The organism is Acidobacteriota bacterium (assembly GCA_016716905.1).
GTDB lineage: Bacteria > Acidobacteriota > Vicinamibacteria > Vicinamibacterales > SCN-69-37 > SYFT01.
Genome location: JADJUS010000022.1, coordinates 1,153,673 through 1,175,534, shown reverse-complemented (window position 1 = coordinate 1,175,534; position 21,862 = coordinate 1,153,673). Strand labels below are relative to the sequence as shown.

The following is a 21,862-nucleotide window of genomic DNA, read 5'->3' as shown; positions in this document are numbered from 1 at the left end:
TAGAAAGTGGAATAATCGATGGAATGCTCCCTGATGGCTTCCATCGCCTCGATCCCCGATTTGTGCACGTACAGCAGATTACCGGGTTGATCACCGCCGGAATCCTCTCGGCGATTGCACTGCTGGCGCTCGGGTCGCTGGGATTGGCGATTGGCGCGTCGTGGCTGATAGCCGGGCTTGCTGCAGGCGCGTGGCTTGTCGGTTCCGGGTTGCTGACCTGGTGGCTTTGGGCCTGGCCCCGCCGCGCGTACGCCCATGCGTCATACCGGCTGGATGCTGAAGGCCTGGAGATTCGGCGCGGCGTGATCTGGCGCCGGGTTGTCAACGTTCCGCAGACGCGCGTGCAGCACACCGACGTGTCGCAGGGGCCCATTGAACGCAGTCACGGCCTCAGCACGCTCATCGTCCACACCGCGGGCACCGAACATGCCCAGGTCGCGCTGCCGGGATTGAGCCGGGAGGATGCGCTGGCGCTGCGCGATCAATTGCTGCCGCGCGATGGACGCGATGCCGTCTGACAGTGCCAATCAGCGGTTTCACCCGCTGACGGTGCTGTTCGCACTCGGGGGGGAGCTGCGCAATTTCCTGCTGCCAGCAGTGTTTGCCACGATGACCGCCAGCCGTGGCAACAGCGTGGAGCGATTCCTGCTCGTGTTTCTGGTGCCCGGCGCCATTGCGGCTGTGGCGAGATACCTGTCTTCCACGTATCGCTATGACGCCACGGAATTGGTAGTACGCACAGGCATCATTTTCAGGAACGAGCGTCACATTCCATACGCGCGCATCCAGAGTGTGGACGCGGTGCAGAACGTGCTGCACCGGTGGTTCGGCGTCGTGGACGTCAAGGTGCAGACCGGCACCGGTGGTGAAGCCGAGGCGACGCTGAGTGTGCTGCCGTTTGCCGCGCTTGATGAAATGCGGCAACGGGTGTTTGAGGGCCGGCCATCCGAGTCTGGAATAGCGGCCATCCAACCGGGCGAAGGGGTCGAGGCCGCGCCGATGGCGCCCGTGCGCGAGGCACGGACGCTGCTGCAATTGCCGCCGCGCGAACTGGCGCTTGCCGGCCTGCTGGATAACCGAGGGTGGGTGGTGATTGGCGCCGCGTGGGGCCTCCTCTTCGAGTCGGGGATCTGGGACCGCTTCGAGGGCTGGGATTCCACGGCGTGGCCGATGTATGCCTCCGTACTGGTCGGCTTGTTTGTGATCGCACCCGTCCTCTCGATGGTGTGGGCCATGGTGCGCCTGCACGGGTTTTCGCTGGCCCGGCGCGGTGGCGACCTTCTCATTGAGTACGGCGCGCTGACGCGCGTGACAGCCACAATCCCCCTGCGTCGTGTGCAGGCGATCAAGATCTTCCGAGGGCCCGGCCACCTCTGGGCGGGACGCGCATCGGTCAGGGTGGAGACGGCCGGCGGAAGTCCCTCTGGCCGATCCGCCACCGAGCGCGAATGGGTCGCGCCGATCATCAAAATGACCGACGTGCCGGCATTTGTGGCCGAAGTGCTGCCCGAGGCCGACCTGTCGGCGCTCGACTGGCAGCCGGTGGACCCTCGCGGATTCCGCCGGCGCCGCAACGTCGCGCTGATTTGGGCCGCTGTGGTGGGTGGCGCGACCTCGCCATGGCTGGGTGGTCTCTGGGCGGCAGGCGTCGGCGTCCTGCTGGCCGTGTGGTGGGTGATTTCGGCTCGGCTCTACGTCAGGAGCCTGGGCTGGGCGCGCACCGACCGCGTGATGGCCTTCAGGAGCGGCTGGATTCGCCGGGCCGTGACGGTGGTGCCGCTCGACAAGATCCAGGTGGTGGATCTCGAAGAGTCGCCATTCGACCGGCGCTGGGCGATGGCCTGCCTTCGCGTCGATACCGCAGGTGCCGGCGCGCACCGCATCGACATTCCGTACCTCTCCCGCCCCATTGCCGAAGGCGCGCGCGTGGCACTGGCGCGCGAGGCTGCTGGTACGACGTTCCGGTGGTGAAGACTGCTACGATGCGACATGACCCTTCGACTGCTTCTGGTGCTCGCCATGACTTTCGCGCTGCCGCAATCGGGCACACTCACATCTGAAGAGCGCGCCCTGGCCACGTTCGTCGATGCCGACAACGATCGGGCGCTCGCGTTGCTCGAGCGCGTGGTGAACATCAATAGCGGCACGATGAACTTTGCAGGCGTGCGCGCGGTTGGTGCCGCGTTCCGTTCAGAGTTCGACGCCCTCGGCTTCAAGACGGAGTGGGTGGACGGCACGCCGTTCGGCCGCGCGGGTCATCTGGTGGCGGACCATCCTGGCCCGGGGCCACGCATGCTGCTGATCGGCCATCTCGACACGGTGTTCGAGGCCGACAGTCCCTTTCAGAAGTTTGAACGCGTCAGCGCCATTGCCGCCAAAGGGCCTGGCATCACCGACATGAAGGGCGGCAACGTCGTCATGCTCCAGGCGCTGAAAGCGCTGCAGTCGGTGGGCCTGCTGAAGTCCATGAACATCGTGGTCGTGATGACCGGCGATGAGGAATCTGCGGGACGGCCGCTCGCCACGTCGCGCGCGGCGCTGGTCAAGGCGGCGCAGGGGGCAGACGTGGCGATCGGGTTTGAGGATGGCGACGGAAATCCGGCCACGGCGGTCATCGCTCGGCGGGGCACGACGAATTGGGAGTTGCGGGTGAAAGGGAAGCCCGCGCATTCGTCGCAGATCTTTAATGCGGAGAATGGTTACGGCGCCGTGTTCGAGGCCGCGCGTATTCTGAACGCGTTTCGCGAGAAGCTGGCCGGGCAGCCCCACCTGACGTTTAACCCTGGCGTGGTGCTCGGCGGCACAGCGGTGGAGTTCGACGGGCCGACGTCGAAAGGCACGGGCTTCGGCAAGGGCAACGTGATTGCCGAGCACACCGTGGTGGCGGGCGATTTGCGGGCGTTGTCGCTGGAGCAATTCGCCGCGGCGAAGAAGGCGATGCAGGACATCGTGGCGCAATCGTTGCCGCAAACGAGCGCCACGCTGACATTTGATGATGGCTACCCGCCGCTGGCCCCGACACCGGGCAATGAACGTCTGCTGACGCTGTACAACCGCGCGAGCCTTGACGTGGGCGCGGGCCAGGTGGTGGCGGTTGATCCCGACAAGGCCGGCGCGGCCGACGTCTCCTTTATCGCCGGACAGGCCCGCATGATTCTCGACGGCGTCGGGTTGATGGGGACTGGCGGGCACACCGTGAACGAAACGGCCGACCTGCGCACCCTCCCGTCGATGACCAAACGTATGGCAGTGCTGCTGGCACGGTTGCAGCGCGACGGGGCGAAGTAGTGCCCGGTCTGTACGACATTGCGGTGACGCGAATCGACGGCACGACCACCTCGATGTCCGAGTACCGGGGCAAGACTCTGATTGTGGTGAACGTGGCGAGTGAGTGCGGCTATACACCGCAGTACGACGGCCTGGAATCCCTGTATCGCGAGTTCAAGGACCAGGGCCTGGTGGTGCTCGGGTTTCCCTGTGATGAATTCGGCGGGCAGGAACCCAGCAGCAACGAGCAAATCCGGGATTTCTGCACGGCGACGTTTGATGTGACATTCCCGTTGTTCGCGAAGATCGGCATCAAGGGTGCCAACGGGCATCCGTTGTTCAAGTGGCTGGCTTCGCAGAAGGCCGGCATCCTCGGCATCGGCGCCATCAAGTGGAACTTCACCAAGTTCCTGGTGGACGCCGGCGGCAATGTGGTGAAGCGGTACGGATCGGTGGATACGCCCGCGCAGATCCGCAAAGACGTGGTGAAGCTGCTCGTGACCGATGAGACTGCTGCTCATACACCACGCTGACGCCGTCGGGCCGCATGTTGATCCGCAGCGGCCCCTTTCCACGCCTGGTTACGAACACGCCCTTCAACTGGCGCTGACCGCCAAGGAACACGGCGCAGCGCCGGCCGTGATCTGGCACAGCGGCAAGCTGCGCGCTCGCCAGACGGGTGAAGCGTTTCTTCGCAACTGTGCGCCGTTCGCACAGTTCAAGATGGTGCGCGGGCTCAGTCCTGATGATTCCCCCGGCATCATCCACACGGCGATTCAGCAGGAGTCCAGGGACCTCGCACTGGTGGGCCATTGGCCCTCCCTGCCGGCGCTCCTGCACCTGTTGTCTCCCTCAAGCGCGCCCATGCCCCAGCACGGCGCCGTGGCCCTTGTCAGCGACGACCACGGCCTGACGTGGTCGGAGACCTGGCGAAGCTGACCGGCGCTGGTCCGCCGTTCACCGACAGGCCGGACCCCACCTCCAAACCGGCCGTATGGGCGGATGGAGGTTATTTCACATGGTCAGACGTACGGCACTCGCACTTTCGGTCTTTGCTCTCGTCACATTCGGTACCGGCGTGGCGCACGCGTTTGCGCAGACGTTGGACGAAATCGTGGCGAAGAACTACGCCACACGGGGCGGCGCCTCGAAGTGGAAGTCGATTCAGACGCAGAAGATGACCGGCACCGCCATAGGCCAGGGCGCTGAGGTGGGCATGACGATCTACGGCAAACGGCCGAACCTGGGCCGTCAGGAGATCGTGGTTGAAATCCCGGGCCAGGCGCCAATCGCCATCGTCAGCGTCTTCGACGGTGTGAAGGCGTGGTCGAGCAATCCGATGTCAGGGTCCGATGCACTCAACGAAATGAGCGGGCCGGAAGCTGACACCATGAAGGAGCAGTCTGACTTTGACGGGTCGCTGATCGACTATCGCGCCAAGGGCCATACCGTTGAATTGGTCGGCACTGAAAGCGTTGGCGCAAAGAAGGCGCATCACCTGAAGGTGACGCGAAAGGGCATGCCGGCCCAGCACTTCTATCTCGATGCAGAGACCGGCCTGGAACTCAAGGTCACAACCGAAGCCGGTAGTGGTCCCGCGACCGACGTGGAGTTGTCAGACTATCGCACCGTTGAGGGCGTTCAGGTGGCGCACATGATTCGCATCACGCAGAACGGAGCGGTCGTCGGCGAACTCCGGATCGCCACCGTCGAGTTCAACGTCCCCCTGGCAGACGCGCTGTTCAAAGTGCGGTAGAGCCAGAGCGTTCACCATGAAGATCCATGGAGGTTGTGATGGGGCTGTCAGAAGCGCCGAGTTGGGAGCCCGGCTTTGCCGGGCTGCGCGATCAGAGGGAAGTCACAGACGAACACATCGAGTGTGGCGCGCGGTGTGTTCGCCTGTGACTTCCCTCTGATCGTGCCTGCCGCCAACGGCGGCGCCCAACCCGGCGCCTTCATGGAGCTTCATGCCCTTCATGGTGCAAATCCTGAGGCGTTAGCGCAGTGCGTCAAGCGCTTCGCGGAGCAGGTCCCACGCGCGGCGGAGGTGACGTTCCTCGGTGCGCAGGTTTCCGACGGCCAGGCGAATCACGATCTGTCCGTTCAATGACGTGTGCGAAAGGAAGACTTCGCCAGTCTTGTTGACGCGCTCGATCAGCGCATGGTTGAGCCCGTCAAGATTCCCGGCGTAGCCCTGCGGCGCACACCGGAAACACACGACCGAGAAGGGCACCGGCGCCACGCGTTCGAAGTCCGGATCGGCATCGACCCACGCGGCGAACACCTGCGCGAGCCGGCAGTGCTCGCGCAGGCGCGCGCGCACCCCCTCGGCGCCGAAGTACCGCAGGATGGCCCACAACTTCAGCGCCCGGAACCTGCGTCCCAGCTGGATGCCGGTGTCCATCAGGTTCTTCACCGCGCCGGTTTCCGGCGTCTTGAGGTATTCGGGCGTCAACGAAAACGCCTGGCGGATCACATCCATCCGCGGCGTGAACAGCACGCTGAGGTCAAACGGCGTGAACAACCACTTGTGGGGGTTCACGACGATGGAGTCGGCCTGGTCCAGGCCCGCGCGCATCCACGCAAATTCCGGAACCATGGCCATCACACCCGCATACGCCGCGTCCACGTGCAGCCACGCGCCTTCGCGCTTCGCAATGGCGGCTGCGGCCGCCACGTCATCCACCGAGGTGCTTGATGTGGTGCCGATGGTGGCGACGATCGCAATCGGCGTGATCCCGCCGGCGCGGTCTTCAGCAATCGCCGCTTCGAGCGCGTCGATGCGCATGCTGAACTTGTCGTCAGCCGGAATGCGCCGGAGCGATTCGTGACCCAGGCCGAGAGCGATGACGGCTTTGTCCACAGACGAATGCGCGTGTTCGGACGCGTAGATGCGCATACGCGGCAGGTTGCGGCCTGCCAGTCCCTTCGTTCGCACATCGGGCACGGCCACTTCACGCGCCGCGGCCAGCGCGTGCAGGGTGGAGATGGAGGCCGTGTCGTAGATCACGCCTTCCACTTGATCGGGCAGGTGCATCAGCCGCGCCAGCCACCGCAGCGTGACCTCTTCGAGTTCAGTGGCGGCCGGTGACGTGCGCCACAGCATCGCCTGCTGGTTGAGGGCCGACGATACCAGGTCCATCAGCACGCCCGGCGCACTGCCGGTGATGGCGAAGTAAGCGAAGAACCCCGGGTGGTTCCAGTGCGTGGCTGCCGGCAGGATGATGCGGTCGAGGTCCGCGATGACCTGCTCGAACGGCTCAGGTTGCTCCGGCGCGTGGTCGGGCAGGGCCTTCCGCACATCGCCTGGCGAGACCTGCGCCAGGACCGCGTGTGTTTCGATTTGTTCGAAGTAACCGGCCGCCCATTCCACGAGCGTGTGGGCGTGACGCCGGAAGTCGTCCGGCGGCATGTCGCCGAACGGCGGCGGTCCGGGCGTCATCCCTTGTGCGTCGCGACGTACTCAAGCGCGAATTTCTGCAGCGCGTCACTCGAGAGGCCAATGGCCTTCGCTTCGGCCACGGCCTGTTCTTCCGGCCACTTGTCCACCAGCATGCGTTTGATCAGCCACAGACTGCCGACGCGATTCGCGCTGCCGCAGTGAATGAAGATCGGCTGGTTGTCGGTGTTGCCGACGATTTTCAGGAACTCATCCGCCACTTTCGGATCCGGTGCGGATCCTTTGAACGGCAGATGGATGTACTTCAGTCCTGCGGCTTCCGCAGCCGTCTTTGATTCATCGATCAACGCGCCGGCCTCAGTCGCCTCGCGCAGATTCAGCACGGCCTTGTACCCAAGCTTCGCGATGTTCGCCAGAGCCTTGCTGTCCGTTGCGCCGGCGCACCCGACGGTGGCGTCAACCTTCGTGTAATTCCGAACGCCCTCGATGGTTTCCTTCTGGGCAGTGGGAGCGGGCGGAGTGGTCGGCGCCTGCGCCTGCGCTGCGACACCGAGGGCGACGAGAGCGGCGGCAAGAAGGGCTCGAGTCATGCCCTCATTATCGCCGAATCGCAACGGTCACGTCTTCGGCGAGGCGCACTGTCAGCGGCGCGCCTGCGGCGATTGACGCTTCGCCGGCTTCGGAGTTCATGACCGTGGCCGCGCCTCCGGCGGCACCAGCCGCAGTTCCGATGGCCGCGCCTTTCTTGCCGCCGAGCAGTCCGCCCAGGATGGCGCCTGCCACCGCGCCGGCACCGACCTTGGCGGTGGCGTCGGCGGTCGGTGAGTCGCCCTCGCGGTAGATCGTGTCGGTCTTGATCGGCACGCGCATGCCATCGGCCAGAATCATCCGGTCGAATCGCAGCCCAATCCGTGGCCGGTTCCTGAACTTGCCTCCACGTTCCACCAGCGACACCGTACCTTCCAGTCGCGTGCCGGCGGCAATCGCGGTGCGGCCATCCACCGTGACATCGCGGCTGACGATGGCGGACACGCGGTCTTCGAGGCGAGCGGTGCGAGTGGAGACGGCCTCGTCCAGGCGGATGCCGATGACCGAGTGTTTTTCGACGGTCAGTTCTTCGAGCTCAATCCTTTGCGGTTCTGCAACCGGTGCGGCGGGCTGCACCGGCGCGTCCGGCACATACCGTGGCGGTTCCACAGGTATGGGAGCCTGCGTCGGCGGCGTGGTTGGCGGCTCTACGGACACGGGCGGCGCCTGGGGAACAGGTGTCTCCACCGGAGTCGCCTGCGGCGGCACAGCGCCTGCCGGCTCTGGCGTTTTTGCAGACGGCTGAACCGAGGGCCTGGCGGCGTTCACCGTCGGCTTCGCAGGAAGAGGTGCGGGCGCTGGATCAAGCGCGAAAACCGCTGACGCCGGGGCCGGCACTTCCGGCTCGGCTTTCCCCAAATCGGCCCTGGCAACGTCGGTTTTGGCCACGTCGACCTGAGCCAGGTCCGATGCAGCCGGGCGCAGTGTCAAATAGCCCCCAGCCACCGCTGCCAGGCAGCCCACGCTCACGAGTCCAAGTAGTTTGGCCGACACCATGCTCCCAGTTCCAGCAAGCCCCGTACCGCTTTCAAATGCCACGCGGCAGGGGCCTTTCCCATCATAGTCGCCGGACGTCCGGCCATTTGGCAACAGCCGGGGACAGGGGATGTCCACACGGCGCTACACGGGCGTGGGGAATAATGGGCCAATTGGCTCATTTACGAATCGCAGTAATCGGCGCTGGAATCATCGGCGCAGCGGTCGCCGACGCAGTGGCAGCGCGGGGAGCACGGGTCGCGATGTTCGACATGCGACGCCCTGGCGCAGGTGCGTCCCAGGCCTCGGCCGGCGTGTTGTGTCCGTACATAGAGGCCACGCCAGGCAGCCCCCTTCTTGCGCTCGGCGCGCGCAGTCTCGCAATGTGGGACGGCTGGGTGGAGCGGCTCCGCGAGCGTGTCGAGGTGCCCTTCTCCTACGCGCGGTCCGGAACGCTCGAGGTGGCATTGAGCGCCGACGAGGTCGCTCATCTGCAGCGCGCACGCGCATGGCTATCGGCCGAAGGGATCACTCACCAGTGGCTCGAGGGCGCCGACGTGCGGGAGTTTGAGCCAGCCGTCAGCACGTCGGCGATGGCGGGGCTGGCGATCGCCGGCCACGGATACGTGCAGGTCACGCCGCTCGTCACGGCCCTGATGGCCTCGGCCCGCCGCCGTGGCGCGACGTGTGAAACGCCCGCCGAGATCATTCACATCGAACACAAGCGCGACGTCGTGCAGGTGCGCGTCGGCGACCGTGTGGATGAGTTCGACCACGTCGTGATTGCCGCAGGCAGCTGGTCGCGCCGTGTGCGAGTGGCCGACGTGCCCGTCTTCCCCGTGCGGCCCATCCGCGGACAGCTGCTGCACCTGAAGTGGCCCGGCGCTGCCTTGCCGCAGCGCTCCGTGTGGGGCACGCGCTGTTACACCGTGCCGTGGCCCGATGGGTCGCTCCTCGTCGGAGCGACGGTGGAGGATGTCGGCTTCGATGAAAGGTCAACCGTGGCCGGCGTGAGTGACTTGCTCAGTGCGGTCGGCGAACTGTTGCCGGAAACGTGGCAGGCGTCGCTCACCGAAGTCCGCGTCGGCCTGCGCCCCGCGACCGTGGACCATTTGCCGTTGCTCGGTCCGCTCGCCAGCCATCCCCGCATCACGATGGCGACGGGGCACTATCGCAACGGCATCCTGCTGGCGCCGTACACCGCCGATGTGGTGACACGACAGATTCTCGACAACGATCACGACCCGATGCTGGAACTCACACGGCCGGAGAGAGCATAGGCCTCGGCCTTGAGAACCAGGCCGAGCTACGTACGGGAGCTCGAGCCGGTACGTAGCTCGGGCTGGTTCTCAAGCCCGAGAGTACCGCTCCCTACTCCGCGACGTACCGCCACGGCGCCGTCGGATTCGCGCGTCGCCAGATCGTGAAGAACGGGACCGGCGGCTGAGCAGGGGACGTGCCCGCTGGAGCGTTTTGCCGGATGTAGCCGAACGTGACACCGAGGTCGCCGCTTGAGGCGACGATGGCTGAGTCGGCAGACCAGTTAACGGGACTGGTGCTCGACGGTTCAGTGCCACCAACCGCCTTGCCAATCGCGTCCGCGCCCATCACAAAGATCGCGTCGTTCGGCCCGCCCATGTTCATGGCGTCGGCCGAGCCGTATTTCGCGAACGCGGCGCCGATGCCGATCATCTGCGCCTCGTCGGAGAATGCCTGCTCCGCCGCGATCAGGCTCTGGCGATGGCCGGCGAGTGTGGCCGCGTCCGAGGCGACGGGTTGCAATTGCGCCGGCAGTGATGGTGCGAGCACGGTTGTGTTGACGTCGCCGGCGGGACCCAGCCGGCGTTTGTAAGCCGCCACTTCCCATCGCCCGTCGCGCTTCACCCAATAGGCCAGATACTTGACCGGCACGGTCGTGCCGTCTGGCCGTCGCAGTGTCATGAATCCGAAGGTGAAGCCGTGGAGGCCATCGGCCGCAATGCCGCTGCGAACCGGTAACCACTCGATGCGGCCATCGATGTTGTCTGGGTTGCCGCGCAACGCTTCCGTCGCCGCTGCGAGCCCTCTGGCAAATCCCACTACGGGCGCCTGCATCGCCACGTCTGGCGCAAACATGGCGGTCAGCGCGGGTATCACCGTGGTCTTCGCGCCGGCGACCGAGGCCGCGCGGTCGGCGGCCAGCAGTTCGTCGGCCACGGACTGCGGAGACTGGGATGGCAGAACCACGCCAAGCAGTAACAGGGTCAGCAGTCGGATCGTCATCCGGGCACTCTACCTTGAAGTGGCGGGTCGGCAACCGTCATGGGACGAATGACCACGGGGCGTACGTGACTGTCATCGGTCCTTGAGCCGACGCACGAATTTGAGGCCCGACCAGACGTCATTAACGGCGCAGATCTTCACGTCAACCAGGCCCGCGCCGAGCCCGGTGCTGCGCACCAATGCCTCGGTGACGTCGGTGACAACTTTCGACGCCTTCTTCGGCCACGCGATCCACATCATTCCGGCCGGGGCCAATCGAGCCTTCCAGCGGACGATCCTCGATTCAAGCGTGCGGGCCTCGTGCGCAAACAAGATGACGCAGTCGAGCGGCTTGTTGCCTCCGGTGACAACGACCACATCGTCGGGCAGGGGAGCCAGTTCCTTGAGGAAGCCGTCAGGCTCACCGGCCAATGCAAGCTGGTGCCCTGGCTTGAGGCCAATCTTCTGCACGAGCGTTTTCCCACTGTAACCGGCCATGACGCGGCAGTGTAGGCTAGTATTTCCCTATGAGCCAGACACGACTGTTCGGAACCCTTGCCTTTGGCCTGTGCGCGGCAGTTGGCGTGATGTACGCCCAGCAGCAGGGTGTGGACCTGCGGCCGGCCAATGCGCCAGACCAGAAACCCGCGTTCGCCGGCCAGACCGATGCGCCTGAGCGCCTGACGAACGTCGCGTTTGAGGTCGTCACTGTGGCCCAGGGCCTTGAGGCTCCGTGGGGACTCGCGTTCCTGCCTGGCGGCAAGATGCTCGTGACCGAGAAGCCCGGCCGCCTGCGAGTGGTGGCGGCTGATGGCACGCTGTCGGCGCCCGTTGCCGGTCTTCCGACCATTGCCACCCGCGGACAGGGTGGGTTGCTCGACGTGGCGCTTGATCCCGCGTTCGCCACGAACCAGTTGGTCTACTGGAGCTTCTCCGAAGCGCTGGAAGACGGTACCAACCATACCGCTGTTGCGCGCGGTAAGTTCGTGGACGGCGCAGAACCGCGCATGGAAAACGCCCAGGTCATCTACAAACAGGCGCCCTCGATGCGATCGAACGGCCACTTCGGCAGCCGGCTCGCGTTCGGCCGCGACGGCACGTTATTCGTCACGCAGGGCGATCGCCAGATTGAAGCGGGTCGTCTGCTGGTGCAGCAGATGGACAAGCTGCAGGGCAAGATCGTGCGCATCAACCCTGATGGTTCGATTCCCAAGGACAACCCGTTTGTGGGCACGGCCGGTGCGCGTCCGGAGATCTGGTCGCTCGGTCACCGCAACGTACAGGCCGCCGCGATTAACCCTGCGACGGGCGAGCTGTGGGAAGTGGAACACGGGACGCGCGGCGGTGATGAACTCAACATCGTGCGCAAGGGCAAGAACTATGGCTGGCCGGTGACGGCCTACGGCATCGAGTACCAGGGCAAGCCGATCACTGGCGGCATCACGGCGCAGGACGGCATGGAGCAGCCGGCGTACTACTGGGATCCCGTCATCGCCCCGAGTGGCATGATGTTCTACACCGCCGACCTGTTCCCGGCATGGAAGGGCAGCCTGTTCATTGGCGGCCTCGCCACGACCAACCTCGTGCGGCTCGATATCAAGGGCGACCGCGTCGTGAGCGAAGAACGCCTGCTCAAGGACCTGCAGCCGAAGCCCGAGCGGATCCGCGACGTGCGCCAGGGGCCCGAGGGCGCCATCTACGTACTGACCGACAACCCGCAGGGCCGTATCCTCAAGCTGGTCCCAAAGAAGTAGCTGCGCCAGCATGCCCAGCCTGAACTCCACTGAACTTCGCGCGGCGCTGGCGGGCTTGCCCGGCTGGGTGGCCGACGCGCCGGCCATCAGCCGAACGTTCACCTGTCCGTCGTTCCCAGAGGCGATGGCCTTTGCTGGACGCGTGGCCACCTACGCTGAATCCGTGGATCACCACCCCGACCTGCTCATCAGCTATCGCAAGGTCACCGTCACGTGGTCCACGCACAGTGCGGGCGGCGTGACCGCAAAAGACCTGGACGCGGCCAGGGCGACCGACGCGGCGTTCCCGGCCGGAACGTAGAGCGCGCATGAAGCTGAAGTCCTCCTACTCCGCTCGCGAGGTCGCGGCCCAAACCGGGCTGACCGGCAAGCAGCTGCAGTGGTGGGATGAGGCGCGCGTCTTCCAACCTTCCATCGCGCCGCGCAAAACCGACCAGGGCGGCTTCACCGAGCGCCGGTACTCACCCGTGGACGTGCTGGAACTCTTCGCCCTCGCTGAGCTGCGGCGGCGCGGCTTCGATAACGCCACACTCAAACAGATGATGGAGGCCCTGCGCGACTACTTCCGCCGCCGCCTGTCTGAAACGCTGGACGATGCGGGGGATTTGAGGTTGCTGACGAACGGCGTGGGCCTGTTCCTTGAGACGAGACAAGGACACGTGTTCGACCTGCTCGTGGACCCGACTCAGGCGCTACTCGGCGCCGAAGTGCTCCGGCTGAAACCCGTTAAGGGCAAAGCCGTCAGGAAGAAGCCGGTCGTCACTTAGGAAATGAGGAACTGGCGGAACTGGCGGAACTGGCGGAACTGCCAGAACTGGGAGATCCCCCACTTCCGTCAGTTCCCCAGTTCCGCCACTTCCGTCAGTTAATATGCCTAATGCCTCGCACAGCCCGCCTGTTCGTTATATCCCTACTTTTCGGATCAGCCTCCCTGTCCGCCCAGTCCGGAGTTCCCACCCCTGAGTCGGTGATCGGGTTCAAGCCCGGGGCGGATTTCAAGCTGGCCACGTACGACGACACGATCAAGTACTTCAGGGCACTTGATGCGGCGAGCGCGAAGATGCAGCTGGTGCCGATGGGTACCTCGACGCAGGGACGCACGTACTACGTCGCGCTGATTTCCACCGAGCGCAATCTGGCGCGCGTGGATCGGTACCGCGAGATTGCGCGGCGCCTTGCGTCGCCTGAAGGCCTCACCGAAGATCAGGCCCGCGCCCTGGCCCGCGAGGGCAAGGCCATTGTCCATATCGATGGCGGTTTGCACTCCACCGAAGTGGCTGGCCCGCAGCACACGCTGCAGCTTGCTTACGACCTGCTGACCACGCACCCGAATGAGCCTGGCCGCGACGAGCAGGTGCAGCGCATCCTCGAAAACGTCGTCTTGATGCTGTGGCCCACCATCAACCCCGATGGCCATCAGATGGTGGCCGAGCACTACATGAAGAACGTCGGTACGCCAGGCGCAAGTACCTCGCTGCCCGTGCTGTATCAGGAGTATGTCGGTCACGACAACAATCGCGACGCGTACATGCTCAACATGATCGAGTCGCGGGTGATGGAGCAGGCGTGGCGGCAGTGGGAACCGCAGATCGTCTACGTGCATCACCAGACCGCGCCATTTCCCACCCGTATCTGGCTGCCGCCGTTCGCCGAGCCCATCGCGCTGCATGCGCCGTTCCTGATGTCGCGCACCGTGAACACCATCGGCATGGCCATCGCGCAGGGACTGGAAGAACGCGGCCAGGTGGGCGCCACGCACATGGGCACCGGCTTCGACGCGTGGTACGCGGGGTATATCGACTACACGCCGATGTTCAAGAACATCGCGTCGTTCTGGACCGAAACCGCGCTGGCGAACATGGCGGCGCCCCGCGACTACACCATCAAGGACATTCCGCAGGCCTATCAGGACCTGCGGCCACAGAGCCTGTATGCGAGCCCGTGGGCGGGTGGGCACTTCGGCCTGGGTGATTCCGTTGCCTACATGCACACGGCGTCAATGTCGGTGCTCGACTACGCGGCGAAATACAAGGACAACGTCCTGATGAACCGGTGGCGGTCGGGGATGGCGCAGATTACGCAGCACCGCGCGAGTGGTCCGTCCGCGTACGTGGTGCCCAAGACGCAGCGCGATCCGGTGGCTGCGGTCGAGATGTTGAAGCGGATCGCGTTTGGCGGCGTCCGGGTGTCGGAATTGACGGCGGACTTCACCGTGGGCGACGTGACGTACGCGGCCGGCAGTTGGGTGGTGCCGACCGATCAGGAATTCATTGCGCTTGCTCGCGAAGTGCTCGACGTGCAGAAGTATCCCGACATTCGTGAATCGCCCGGCGGCGCGCCAGAACAGCCCTACGACGCCGCTGGCTGGACGCTGCCGCTCTCGATGGGCGTGGCGATGCAGACGGTCGGCGCGTTGGACGACGCGAAGCGGGCGGAGTTGAAGAAAGTCCTGAAGCCGCTCGGTCAGGTGGCGGCGCCCACTGCGCGAACGTCACAGTACGACTCGGTGGGCGGGGCCGACCCGGCGCCGTATGACAGTGCGCCTGGACTTGGCTTCGAGACCATTCCGCTGGCTGCGGCCATCGTGCCGCCCGCGGGCGCCATCACCGGCACCGGTTCATCACTCGCGATCGATCCCGCGCAGAACAACGCGTTCCGCGCCGCGAATCAGGCATGGAAGAGCGGCGCCACCGTCGGGTGGGCGCCCGGCGCCGCAGGCGCGTCAGGCCGCTATGTCATCTCGGGTCTCGCGCCCGAAGCGCAGGACACCATGGTTCGGTCGCTCGCTTTGCGCGCCGAACGTGTCCCCACGCCGGCCACGAACCTTCGCCAGCCCCGAATCGCGATGTTCAACCCAGGCGCGAGCATGGACGAAGGGTGGACGCGCTGGGTGCTCGAGCGGTTCGAGTTTCCCTTCACCAAGCTCTCTGCCGACGAAATTGCCGCGGGTGATCTCCGTTCGCGTTTCGACGCGATTGTCGTGACCGACGAACCACGCGGCGTCCTTGTCGGCGCGGGTCGCGGAGGCCGCGGTGGGCCCGCCGGGGCGGGTGGCGCTCCGGGAGCCGGCCGGGGAGCCGGAGCCGGCGCGACGGGGGCACCGGCGTTGCCCGAGGGCGACGCGAATCGCGTCAAGGCGATCGATGAATTTGTGCGCGCGGGCGGCACGCTCGTCTGCCTCAACCGAAGCTCGGCATTCGCGATCGACCAGTTGAAGCTGCCGGTGCGCAACGCGCTTTCGGGACTCGGCCGGCAGGAGTTCTTTGTCGGCGGCTCGTTGGTCAACGTTGAAGTTGATCCGTCGCAACCGGTGATGGCCGGCCTGCAGAAGACCACCGCGGTGTTCTTCAACTCAAGCCCGGCGTTTGAAACACTCGTCGGGTTCAAGGGCACCATCCTCGCGCGATACGCAGAGACGGGCTCACCGCTCGCGTCGGGCTACCTGCTGGGCGAACAGCACCTGCAAGGCAAAGCGGCCGCCCTGGAAGTGCAGCACGGAGAGGGACGCGTCATCCTGTTCGGCTTCCGCCCACAGTGGCGCGGCCAGACCTTCGGCACATTCAAGGTGATCTTCAATTCACTGACAGGGGTGAGATAGAAATCGGGGTCCCGGGGTCCCGGAGTCCTCGCGAAAACTACCTCAGAGGTCGTTTTCACTTCCACAGCGGTTGAAAACGACCTCTGAGGTAGTTTTCCACGGCTTCGCTCTTAATCAATCGGGAAGATCGTGCCCACGTCGTCGGCCGGGCGGGGGATGACGTGTACGCCGACGAGGTCGCCGACCTTGCGGGCGGCCGCAGCGCCGGCGTCGGTCGCGGCCTTCACTGAAGCCACATCGCCGCGCACGATGGCGGTCACGAGGCCGGCGTCCACCTTCTGCCAGCCGACGAACGTGACGTTGGCCGTCTTCAGCATGGCGTCGGTGGCTTCCACCATCCCGACGTAGCCGCGTGTTTCGACCATTCCCAGTGCGTCGCCGGATGGGGCCGATTTGGGAGTCATCAGGTCAGGACTTTACCACGGGTGAGAGAAGGGCGGCCAGGTCGGCGAGCGCGATCCGGCCCGTGTAGATGGCCATGCCCAGGGCGACATGGACCTGCATCGCCTGCAGCGCCTTGACCTCGTCAAGCGACGCCACGCCGCCGGCAGCCGTGATCTCGTGACTGGTAGCGGCGCGGAGCCGGCGGAACCAGTCGAGGTCGGTGCCCTGCATCGTGCCTTCCTTGTCCACGTAGGTACAGAGGAAGCCCGAGCAGTACGGCTCAAGCTGCGACACCACATCCTCGGCTGTGAACGACGTGGCCTCTGTCCAGCCCTTCACCACGATGCGGCCGTCGCGGGAATCGAGCGCGATGATGACGCGGTCAGGTGTGACCGCGGCCGCAATGTCCGCCAGCAACGGGGCGTTGATACCGTCACCGGTGAACGCCGACGTGCCGACGATCACGCGATGAGCCCCAAGGTCCAACAGGCGTCTCGCGCGCACCGCGGTTCGCACGCCGCCGCCAACCCGGCACACCGCCTTCGCCGCAATCGCCTCCACCAGCGCGGCGTTCTCGCCAGACCCCATTGCGGCGTCAAGGTCGATGACCTGTATCTCGGGAAAGGCTGCGAAGAGGCGCAGCATGGCGTCTGGAGACTCGGCCTCGAGCGCCTTGGTCCTGCCCTGGACAAGCTGGACGACCTTGCCGCCCATGAGGTCAATGCACGGGAAGATCATGCGGGGCGGACCTCGATACCGCTCGAACGCAGAAACACCTTCAGGTCTGCGATTCCCTGCGTGCCATCGTGGAAGATCGACGCCGCAAGAGCCGCTGAAGCGCCGGTGTCCGTGAACACGCGGGCGAAATCTTCCGGCCGGCCAGCGCCCCCGGACGCGATGACGGGAATCGATGTCGCATCAACCACGGCGCGAGTCAGCGCCAGATCGAATCCGGTCTGGACGCCGTCGGTGTCCATCGACGTCAGCAGAATTTCGCCGGCACCAAGGCTCTCGCCCTGCCGCGCCCAGGCAATCACGTCCAGGCCTTCATCCACGCGTCCACCTCGCGTAAACACATTCCACGCGTCCAGTTTGCGCCTGGCGTCTATGGCCAGCACCACCGCCTGCGCTCCAAATGCCGACGACAGCTCCCGAATCAGCTCAGGCCGCCTCACCGCTGCCGTGTTGACGCTCACCTTGTCGGCGCCCGCCCCCAGCAGCGTCCTCGCGTCGTCAACACTTCGAACACCGCCGCCCACGGTCAGCGGGATCGACACTTCGCGCGCGGTGCGAGTCACCATGTCGATGAGGGTCTGCCGGTTGTCACTCGACGCGGTGATATCGAGGAACACGAGTTCATCAATCCCAAGGTCGCTGTAGCGCGCGGCCAACTCTACCGGGTCGCCGGCATCGCGCAGGTTCACGAAGTTGACGCCCTTGACGACGCGACCGCCGGTGACGTCGAGGCAGGCGATGATGCGTTTAGCGAGCATCGGTCAGAGCTCCACGAAGTTCTGTAATACCCGGAGGCCGGCGGCGCCGCTTTTCTCAGGATGAAACTGGACGCCAAAGACATTCGCACGCTCGACCACGGCCGAGAACGGCACGCCGTAGGTGCAGGTGACAACCGTGTCAGGGCCCACAGGCGCATAGAAGCTGTTGGCGAAGTAGAAGTACGGCGACTCGCCGGTGTTCGCGAGCAACTTCGAGGGCCGCAGGGCCTCCACGTTGTTCCACCCCATGTGTGGCACGCGCAGGTCGGCGTCGAAACGATGAATCCGGCCCGCCAGCAACCCCAGGCCGTTGTCGTCTGGAGCTTCGTCGCTGCCCTCGTACAGCGCCTGCATGCCAAGGCAGATACCGAGGAACGGCACGCCAGCGCTGATCCGAGACAGGAGAGCGTCGCGTAGGAGCAGCTCGTCGAGGGCGCGCGTCATCTGACCGAAGTGACCCACTCCGGGCAGAATCACCTTCGACGCGGCCCGCAGCCCTTCCGAATCGCGGACCACCTGAACAGGCGTCTCGAGCCGCGCGAATGCGTTGCAGACGGACTGGAGGTTGCCGGCTCCGTAGTCGACGATCGCAATCACAGCAGGCCTTTTGTGGAGGGCAAGTCGTCCTTGAGTCTCGCGTCCATCGCGCACGCCACCCGCATCGCCCGGGCAAAACACTTGAAGACCGCTTCCACCTTGTGATGGTTTGACCGGCCGTAGAGCACCTTGGCGTGCAGGTTTGCGCCTGCGTGATGCACGAAGCCGTCGAAGAAGTCCTCCAGCAACTCGGACTGCAGGTCGCCGACCAGGCGCACGCGCACGAGGTCGCTGTAGACCAGGGCGGGCCGGCCGCTCATATCCACGGCCACCACCGCGAGCGTCTCGTCCATCGGCATGACGAAGTAGCCGGCTCGGTTGATGCCGCGTTTGCCTCCGAGCGCTTTCGAAAAGAGCTGGCCCAGCACGATCCCCACATCCTCGACGGTGTGGTGCTGGTCCACGTCCAGGTCGCCCTGTGCTTTCAGGGTCAGGTCGAACCCGCCATGTTTGGTGAACAACTCGAGCATGTGGTCGAAGAAACGAATCCCCGTGGAGATGTCGTACCGGCCGCGCCCTTCAAGAGAAAGCGATCCTGTGATCCGGGTCTCTTTTGTGATGCGCTCGACAACGCTCTTTCTGACTGCCTTCGCCTTTCTCATAACACGCCCTCGATCTCATTGATGTTTTCGATGATCGCGACGGCATCGGCGGCCGCGAATAAGGCGACCAGTTCGTCACGGCGCGATCCATTCGCGGCCGCGATTCCGATGAACGGCACGCCCGCACCAGCCGCACTCCGCGCATCGTCAACCGTGTCGCCCACATAGGTGATGCGTTGCCGTGGATGCCTGGCGGCAATGTCGAGCAGCCCGTCGGGCGCCGGCTTTGCCCGAGCCACGTGATCGGCGCAGATCATCGGATCGAATACCTGGGAGGGAGCGAACCGGCGAAGAGACATGTCGGCTTCGTACTGCAGCCTCCCGGTAAAGATTCCCAACTGGAACCGGCCTGCGAGCCGTTCGAGCAGCCCCGGCTGCGGGAACCACTGCTCGCGCAGGATGAGCCCGTTGCCGTCTGTGCCGAGAAAGAACTCGTTGAACTTCGTGACAATGGCGTCGTGAGAGACCTGCACGCCGAAATCCGCGGCGATCTTTTGCGACAGATCCCAGTCGTTGTTCCAGCCGCCCTGATTCTTGTACTCCTGGATCCGGTCTCGTGAGACGCGTTGCCCTGTGAAGTGGAGGACGCACTGCACCACAGACTCCCTGTAGCTCTCGGTGACTTCAGTGAGCACCCCATCCATGTCGAAGATCAACAGGTCCTTCACCACAACTCCTTCAGGTCACTGAGAAATCGCGCGGCCTGCGCGGGTGTTCCACAAGTCACACGGAGGCAACCGGGCAGTTCGTAGCTGCGGTCGCGCACGAGGATGCCGCGCTGCCGCAGGGCGTCGCGAATCGGAATGGCGCGCTGGCCCACCTGGAAGAGCACGAAGTTCGCCTGGCTGGGATAGCTCTCGATACCGAGTGCGGCCAGTCCGGCAACGATCTGTTCGCGGGCGATGAGAGTCGACCGGACGTAGTCGCCGACGTACGCCTGGTCACGGACCGCTCCCCGGGCCGCAAGCGCCGCGAGCGTGTTCACTGAATATGGCGACTGCGCTTTGCGGAGGTGAGCTGCGTTGGCCGCAGACGAAAAAAGGCAGCCGATGCGCATGGCGGCCATCCCGTAGGCTTTTGAAAACGTCCGGCACACGAAGAGATTCGGATAGGCCCGCAAGAGCGGCAGTGCCGTGATGCCGCAGAACTCGAAGTACGCCTCATCAACCAGTACGGCTGCGTGAGGCGCACGCTCCAGAATCGCGGCGATCACGTCCAGCGACGTGGCCGCGCCCGTCGGGTTATTCGGATTCGCCACCAGAATGGCTTTGGTGGCAGGACCGATCGCGGACAGGAGTTCCTCCACAGGGAACTCAAGCCCGGGCTGTCGGTACTCGACCTCGCGAACGACCGCGCCTGCCAACTCGGCATAAAAGCGGTACATCGCGTAACACGGCTTCAGCAGCAGGACTTCATCGCCGGAGTCCACAAAGGTGTTCACCAGCACCTGAATGGCCTCGTCAGTGCCATTGGTGAGCAGCATTTCCGACTCGGCCACGCCGAAGAACGCCGCAAGCTCACGGCGCGACGCCTCGTACTCGGGATACATCGTCATCGCTTCCGCGTTGGCGTATTTCTCCAGCGCGGCAATCACGGCCGGGGAACAGCCCACGGTGTTCTCGTTGAAATCAAGACGGAGGGCGCCTTCACGACCACCGGCTGGCGGGTGATAGGCCGCCATGCGAAGGACGGCCTGACGAGGCGACAGGTCAGACATTGCCCGCCTCCCCGCGCATCTCCACGGACCGCGCATGCGCTTCCAGTCCTTCAGCCCTGGCCAGCGTCGTGATCGCGGGGGTCAACTGCGTCAACGCCGCCGGCGAGAGTTCCTGTACCGAGATGACTTTTACAAAATCAGCTGCCGAGAGTCCCCCACGCAAACGTGCTGCTCCCGAGGTGGGCAGCACGTGATTGGGGCCCGAAGCGTAGTCACCCGCCGCCTCCGGACTGCTGGGGCCGAGGAACACGCCGCCCGCGTTCTCGATGCGATCGAGCCACGCCGGCTCGTGCAGGGCGAGATGTTCGGGAGCCAGGGCATTGGCGAATTCAAGTGCCTGGTCGATGTCATCGCAGAGCACGATGGCACTGCACTGGTCGATGGCCGTCCGGGCCACTTCGGCTGTAGACAGTGTCGCCAACTGCAAGTCAATCTCGAGGGCGACGGCGTCTGCAAGCGATCGCGATGTTGTGAGCAGGATCGCGGACGCATCCGTGTCGTGTTCGGCCTGTGCCAGCATGTCTGCGGCGATCCAGCGCGGATTCCCCTCCCGCGCGATGATGACAATTTCCGTGGGCCCGGCGACAAAGTCGATGCCGACGTCGCCCGCCACAAGTTTCTTCGCAGCCGCGACGTAGATGTTGCCGGGACCGACAATGCGCTCTACGCGGGGAATGGTGGCTGTGCCATATGCGAACGCGGCAATCGCCTGAGCGCCGCCGATTCGGAATACGTCACTCACGCCATACCGGTGCGCGATGCCGAGCGTCTCTGCACTCGGGTGAGGCGAAGCAACGCAGATACGCCGCACTCCCGCCACCTGCGCCGGCACCATCGTCATCAACAGCGTCGAAGGCAGAGGATACCGGCCCGCCGGAATGTACGCGCCCATGGATTCGATGGGGCGCACGATTTGTCCCAGCCGCCGGCCGTCGGAGTAATCGACCATGCCGCTCTGTGGTAATTGCGTCCGCGCATACTCGGCGATGTTCAGTGCAGCGGTCTCGACGGCCTCCCAGAACGACGAGGGCAGTGACTCGGCAGCAGTTGCGCACTCTGCCGGGCTGACCAGGAAGCTGCTGCCCTCGAAACCGTCGAACTGGCGGGCATAGTCGAGCAGGGCGGCGTCGCCGCGGGTGCGCACGTCGCGCAGAATCGGCGCAACTATTGCCTCGGCTTCTTCGAGCCGGGCAGTCCGCCGGCCGAGCAAGGACTTGGCGTCTTGGTACGAAAGGATGCGAATCAC

Annotated in this window: 24 protein-coding genes; 11 read left to right on the top strand and 13 right to left on the bottom strand. The window is 65.0% G+C overall.

Features of this window, described 5'->3' with window-relative positions; translation table 11 throughout:
* Positions 1-23 precede the first annotated feature (23 nt).
* The 6 genes from IPL75_21275 (at position 24) to IPL75_21250 (ending at position 5,023) form a co-directional block, all read left to right on the top strand.
* Positions 24-518, top strand: a complete 495-nt coding sequence (locus tag IPL75_21275; GenBank protein MBK9242729.1) for a PH domain-containing protein — start codon at positions 24-26, stop codon at positions 516-518.
* Positions 508-1,971, top strand: coding sequence for a PH domain-containing protein (locus tag IPL75_21270; protein MBK9242728.1), 1,464 nt, complete (start codon positions 508-510; stop codon positions 1,969-1,971). The genes IPL75_21275 and IPL75_21270 overlap by 11 nt, the downstream gene beginning before the upstream one ends.
* 18 nt (positions 1,972-1,989) lie before the next feature.
* On the top strand, positions 1,990-3,288 hold the full coding sequence (locus IPL75_21265) for a M20/M25/M40 family metallo-hydrolase (protein MBK9242727.1): 1,299 nt from the start codon (positions 1,990-1,992) through the stop codon (positions 3,286-3,288).
* Positions 3,288-3,800, top strand: a complete 513-nt coding sequence (locus tag IPL75_21260; protein MBK9242726.1) for a glutathione peroxidase — start codon at positions 3,288-3,290, stop codon at positions 3,798-3,800. The genes IPL75_21265 and IPL75_21260 overlap by 1 nt, the downstream gene beginning before the upstream one ends.
* Positions 3,772-4,206 carry a hypothetical protein gene (locus IPL75_21255; GenBank protein ID MBK9242725.1) on the top strand — a complete coding sequence of 145 codons (435 nt, stop codon included), beginning with the start codon at positions 3,772-3,774 and terminating at the stop codon, positions 4,204-4,206. The genes IPL75_21260 and IPL75_21255 overlap by 29 nt, the downstream gene beginning before the upstream one ends.
* 79 nt (positions 4,207-4,285) lie before the next feature.
* A complete protein-coding gene (locus tag IPL75_21250; GenBank protein ID MBK9242724.1) occupies positions 4,286-5,023 on the top strand; it encodes a hypothetical protein in 738 nt (245 codons plus the stop codon).
* 240 nt (positions 5,024-5,263) lie between these two features.
* Here the strand turns inward: IPL75_21250 and IPL75_21245 are convergent, their stop codons facing one another.
* From IPL75_21245 to IPL75_21235, 3 genes are read right to left on the bottom strand one after another with little or no spacing between them, the layout of a single operon-like run.
* Entirely contained in the window at positions 5,264-6,709 is a 1,446-nt protein-coding gene (locus IPL75_21245; GenBank protein ID MBK9242723.1) for an amino acid decarboxylase, read from the bottom strand.
* Positions 6,706-7,257, bottom strand: a complete 552-nt coding sequence (locus IPL75_21240) for a hypothetical protein (protein MBK9242722.1) — start codon at positions 7,255-7,257, stop codon at positions 6,706-6,708. The genes IPL75_21245 and IPL75_21240 overlap by 4 nt, the downstream gene beginning before the upstream one ends.
* A gap of 7 nt (positions 7,258-7,264) precedes the next feature.
* A complete protein-coding gene (locus tag IPL75_21235; protein ID MBK9242721.1) occupies positions 7,265-8,251 on the bottom strand; it encodes a hypothetical protein in 987 nt (328 codons plus the stop codon).
* A 152-nt stretch (positions 8,252-8,403) separates the two neighbouring features.
* On the opposite strand from IPL75_21235, the gene thiO reads away from it, so the two are divergent.
* The gene (gene thiO / locus IPL75_21230) at positions 8,404-9,510 is read left to right on the top strand and encodes a glycine oxidase ThiO (protein ID MBK9242720.1); all 1,107 of its coding nucleotides are present in this window, start codon (positions 8,404-8,406) and stop codon (positions 9,508-9,510) included.
* 91 nt (positions 9,511-9,601) lie between these two features.
* Here thiO and IPL75_21225 read toward each other — a convergent pair whose 3' ends face one another.
* Positions 9,602-10,492, bottom strand: coding sequence for a nuclear transport factor 2 family protein (locus tag IPL75_21225; protein MBK9242719.1), 891 nt, complete (start codon positions 10,490-10,492; stop codon positions 9,602-9,604).
* 72 nt (positions 10,493-10,564) lie between these two features.
* The gene (locus IPL75_21220; protein MBK9242718.1) at positions 10,565-10,969 is read right to left on the bottom strand and encodes a DUF3052 family protein; all 405 of its coding nucleotides are present in this window, start codon (positions 10,967-10,969) and stop codon (positions 10,565-10,567) included.
* A gap of 29 nt (positions 10,970-10,998) precedes the next feature.
* Here IPL75_21220 and IPL75_21215 point away from each other — a divergent pair, with 29 nt between their 5' ends.
* The 4 genes from IPL75_21215 (at position 10,999) to IPL75_21200 (ending at position 15,823) form a co-directional block, all read left to right on the top strand.
* Complete coding sequence (locus IPL75_21215) at positions 10,999-12,225, top strand: PQQ-dependent sugar dehydrogenase (protein MBK9242717.1); 1,227 nt, start codon at positions 10,999-11,001, stop codon at positions 12,223-12,225.
* Positions 12,226-12,235: 10 nt separating this feature from the next.
* Positions 12,236-12,526 carry a 4a-hydroxytetrahydrobiopterin dehydratase gene (locus IPL75_21210; protein MBK9242716.1) on the top strand — a complete coding sequence of 97 codons (291 nt, stop codon included), beginning with the start codon at positions 12,236-12,238 and terminating at the stop codon, positions 12,524-12,526.
* Between the two features lie 7 nt (positions 12,527-12,533).
* The gene (locus tag IPL75_21205; GenBank protein MBK9242715.1) at positions 12,534-12,992 is read left to right on the top strand and encodes a MerR family transcriptional regulator; all 459 of its coding nucleotides are present in this window, start codon (positions 12,534-12,536) and stop codon (positions 12,990-12,992) included.
* 200 nt (positions 12,993-13,192) lie between these two features.
* The gene (locus IPL75_21200; GenBank protein ID MBK9242714.1) at positions 13,193-15,823 is read left to right on the top strand and encodes a hypothetical protein; all 2,631 of its coding nucleotides are present in this window, start codon (positions 13,193-13,195) and stop codon (positions 15,821-15,823) included.
* Positions 15,824-15,933: 110 nt separating this feature from the next.
* Here the strand turns inward: IPL75_21200 and IPL75_21195 are convergent, their stop codons facing one another.
* The 8 genes from IPL75_21195 to hisD are packed head-to-tail and all read right to left on the bottom strand — an operon-like array spanning position 15,934 to position 21,862.
* The gene (locus IPL75_21195) at positions 15,934-16,227 is read right to left on the bottom strand and encodes a BMC domain-containing protein (protein ID MBK9242713.1); all 294 of its coding nucleotides are present in this window, start codon (positions 16,225-16,227) and stop codon (positions 15,934-15,936) included.
* 4 nt (positions 16,228-16,231) lie between these two features.
* Complete coding sequence (locus tag IPL75_21190; protein MBK9242712.1) at positions 16,232-16,945, bottom strand: 1-(5-phosphoribosyl)-5-[(5-phosphoribosylamino)methylideneamino] imidazole-4-carboxamide isomerase; 714 nt, start codon at positions 16,943-16,945, stop codon at positions 16,232-16,234.
* The gene (hisF, locus tag IPL75_21185; GenBank protein MBK9242711.1) at positions 16,942-17,700 is read right to left on the bottom strand and encodes an imidazole glycerol phosphate synthase subunit HisF; all 759 of its coding nucleotides are present in this window, start codon (positions 17,698-17,700) and stop codon (positions 16,942-16,944) included. Before hisF ends, IPL75_21190 begins: the two co-directional genes overlap by 4 nt.
* Positions 17,701-17,703: 3 nt before the next feature.
* Complete coding sequence (gene hisH, locus IPL75_21180; GenBank protein MBK9242710.1) at positions 17,704-18,297, bottom strand: imidazole glycerol phosphate synthase subunit HisH; 594 nt, start codon at positions 18,295-18,297, stop codon at positions 17,704-17,706.
* Positions 18,294-18,899: an imidazoleglycerol-phosphate dehydratase HisB gene (gene hisB, locus IPL75_21175; GenBank protein ID MBK9242709.1), complete on the bottom strand. Its 606-nt coding sequence runs from the start codon at positions 18,897-18,899 to the stop codon at positions 18,294-18,296. Before hisB ends, hisH begins: the two co-directional genes overlap by 4 nt.
* A complete protein-coding gene (locus tag IPL75_21170; protein MBK9242708.1) occupies positions 18,896-19,543 on the bottom strand; it encodes an HAD-IA family hydrolase in 648 nt (215 codons plus the stop codon). The genes hisB and IPL75_21170 overlap by 4 nt, the downstream gene beginning before the upstream one ends.
* 20 nt (positions 19,544-19,563) lie before the next feature.
* Positions 19,564-20,616 carry a histidinol-phosphate transaminase gene (gene hisC, locus IPL75_21165; protein MBK9242707.1) on the bottom strand — a complete coding sequence of 351 codons (1,053 nt, stop codon included), beginning with the start codon at positions 20,614-20,616 and terminating at the stop codon, positions 19,564-19,566.
* Entirely contained in the window at positions 20,609-21,862 is a 1,254-nt protein-coding gene (gene hisD / locus IPL75_21160) for a histidinol dehydrogenase (protein ID MBK9242706.1), read from the bottom strand. Before hisD ends, hisC begins: the two co-directional genes overlap by 8 nt.

Coding starts and splice junctions, on each gene's coding strand:
- IPL75_21275 (MBK9242729.1), top strand. CDS start 24: ATGCTCCCTGATGGCTTCCATCGCCTCGATCCCCGATTTGTGCACGTA.
- IPL75_21270 (MBK9242728.1), top strand. CDS start 508: ATGCCGTCTGACAGTGCCAATCAGCGGTTTCACCCGCTGACGGTGCTG.
- IPL75_21265 (MBK9242727.1), top strand. CDS start 1,990: ATGACCCTTCGACTGCTTCTGGTGCTCGCCATGACTTTCGCGCTGCCG.
- IPL75_21255 (MBK9242725.1), top strand. CDS start 3,772: ATGAGACTGCTGCTCATACACCACGCTGACGCCGTCGGGCCGCATGTT.
- IPL75_21250 (MBK9242724.1), top strand. CDS start 4,286: ATGGTCAGACGTACGGCACTCGCACTTTCGGTCTTTGCTCTCGTCACA.
- IPL75_21245 (MBK9242723.1), bottom strand. CDS start 6,709: ATGACGCCCGGACCGCCGCCGTTCGGCGACATGCCGCCGGACGACTTC.
- IPL75_21240 (MBK9242722.1), bottom strand. CDS start 7,257: ATGACTCGAGCCCTTCTTGCCGCCGCTCTCGTCGCCCTCGGTGTCGCA.
- IPL75_21235 (MBK9242721.1), bottom strand. CDS start 8,251: ATGGTGTCGGCCAAACTACTTGGACTCGTGAGCGTGGGCTGCCTGGCA.
- IPL75_21225 (MBK9242719.1), bottom strand. CDS start 10,492: ATGACGATCCGACTGCTGACCCTGTTACTGCTTGGCGTGGTTCTGCCA.
- IPL75_21220 (MBK9242718.1), bottom strand. CDS start 10,969: ATGGCCGGTTACAGTGGGAAAACGCTCGTGCAGAAGATTGGCCTCAAG.
- IPL75_21215 (MBK9242717.1), top strand. CDS start 10,999: ATGAGCCAGACACGACTGTTCGGAACCCTTGCCTTTGGCCTGTGCGCG.
- IPL75_21210 (MBK9242716.1), top strand. CDS start 12,236: ATGCCCAGCCTGAACTCCACTGAACTTCGCGCGGCGCTGGCGGGCTTG.
- IPL75_21205 (MBK9242715.1), top strand. CDS start 12,534: ATGAAGCTGAAGTCCTCCTACTCCGCTCGCGAGGTCGCGGCCCAAACC.
- IPL75_21195 (MBK9242713.1), bottom strand. CDS start 16,227: ATGACTCCCAAATCGGCCCCATCCGGCGACGCACTGGGAATGGTCGAA.
- IPL75_21190 (MBK9242712.1), bottom strand. CDS start 16,945: ATGATCTTCCCGTGCATTGACCTCATGGGCGGCAAGGTCGTCCAGCTT.
- hisF (MBK9242711.1), bottom strand. CDS start 17,700: ATGCTCGCTAAACGCATCATCGCCTGCCTCGACGTCACCGGCGGTCGC.
- hisB (MBK9242709.1), bottom strand. CDS start 18,899: ATGAGAAAGGCGAAGGCAGTCAGAAAGAGCGTTGTCGAGCGCATCACA.
- IPL75_21170 (MBK9242708.1), bottom strand. CDS start 19,543: ATGGATGGGGTGCTCACTGAAGTCACCGAGAGCTACAGGGAGTCTGTG.
- hisC (MBK9242707.1), bottom strand. CDS start 20,616: ATGTCTGACCTGTCGCCTCGTCAGGCCGTCCTTCGCATGGCGGCCTAT.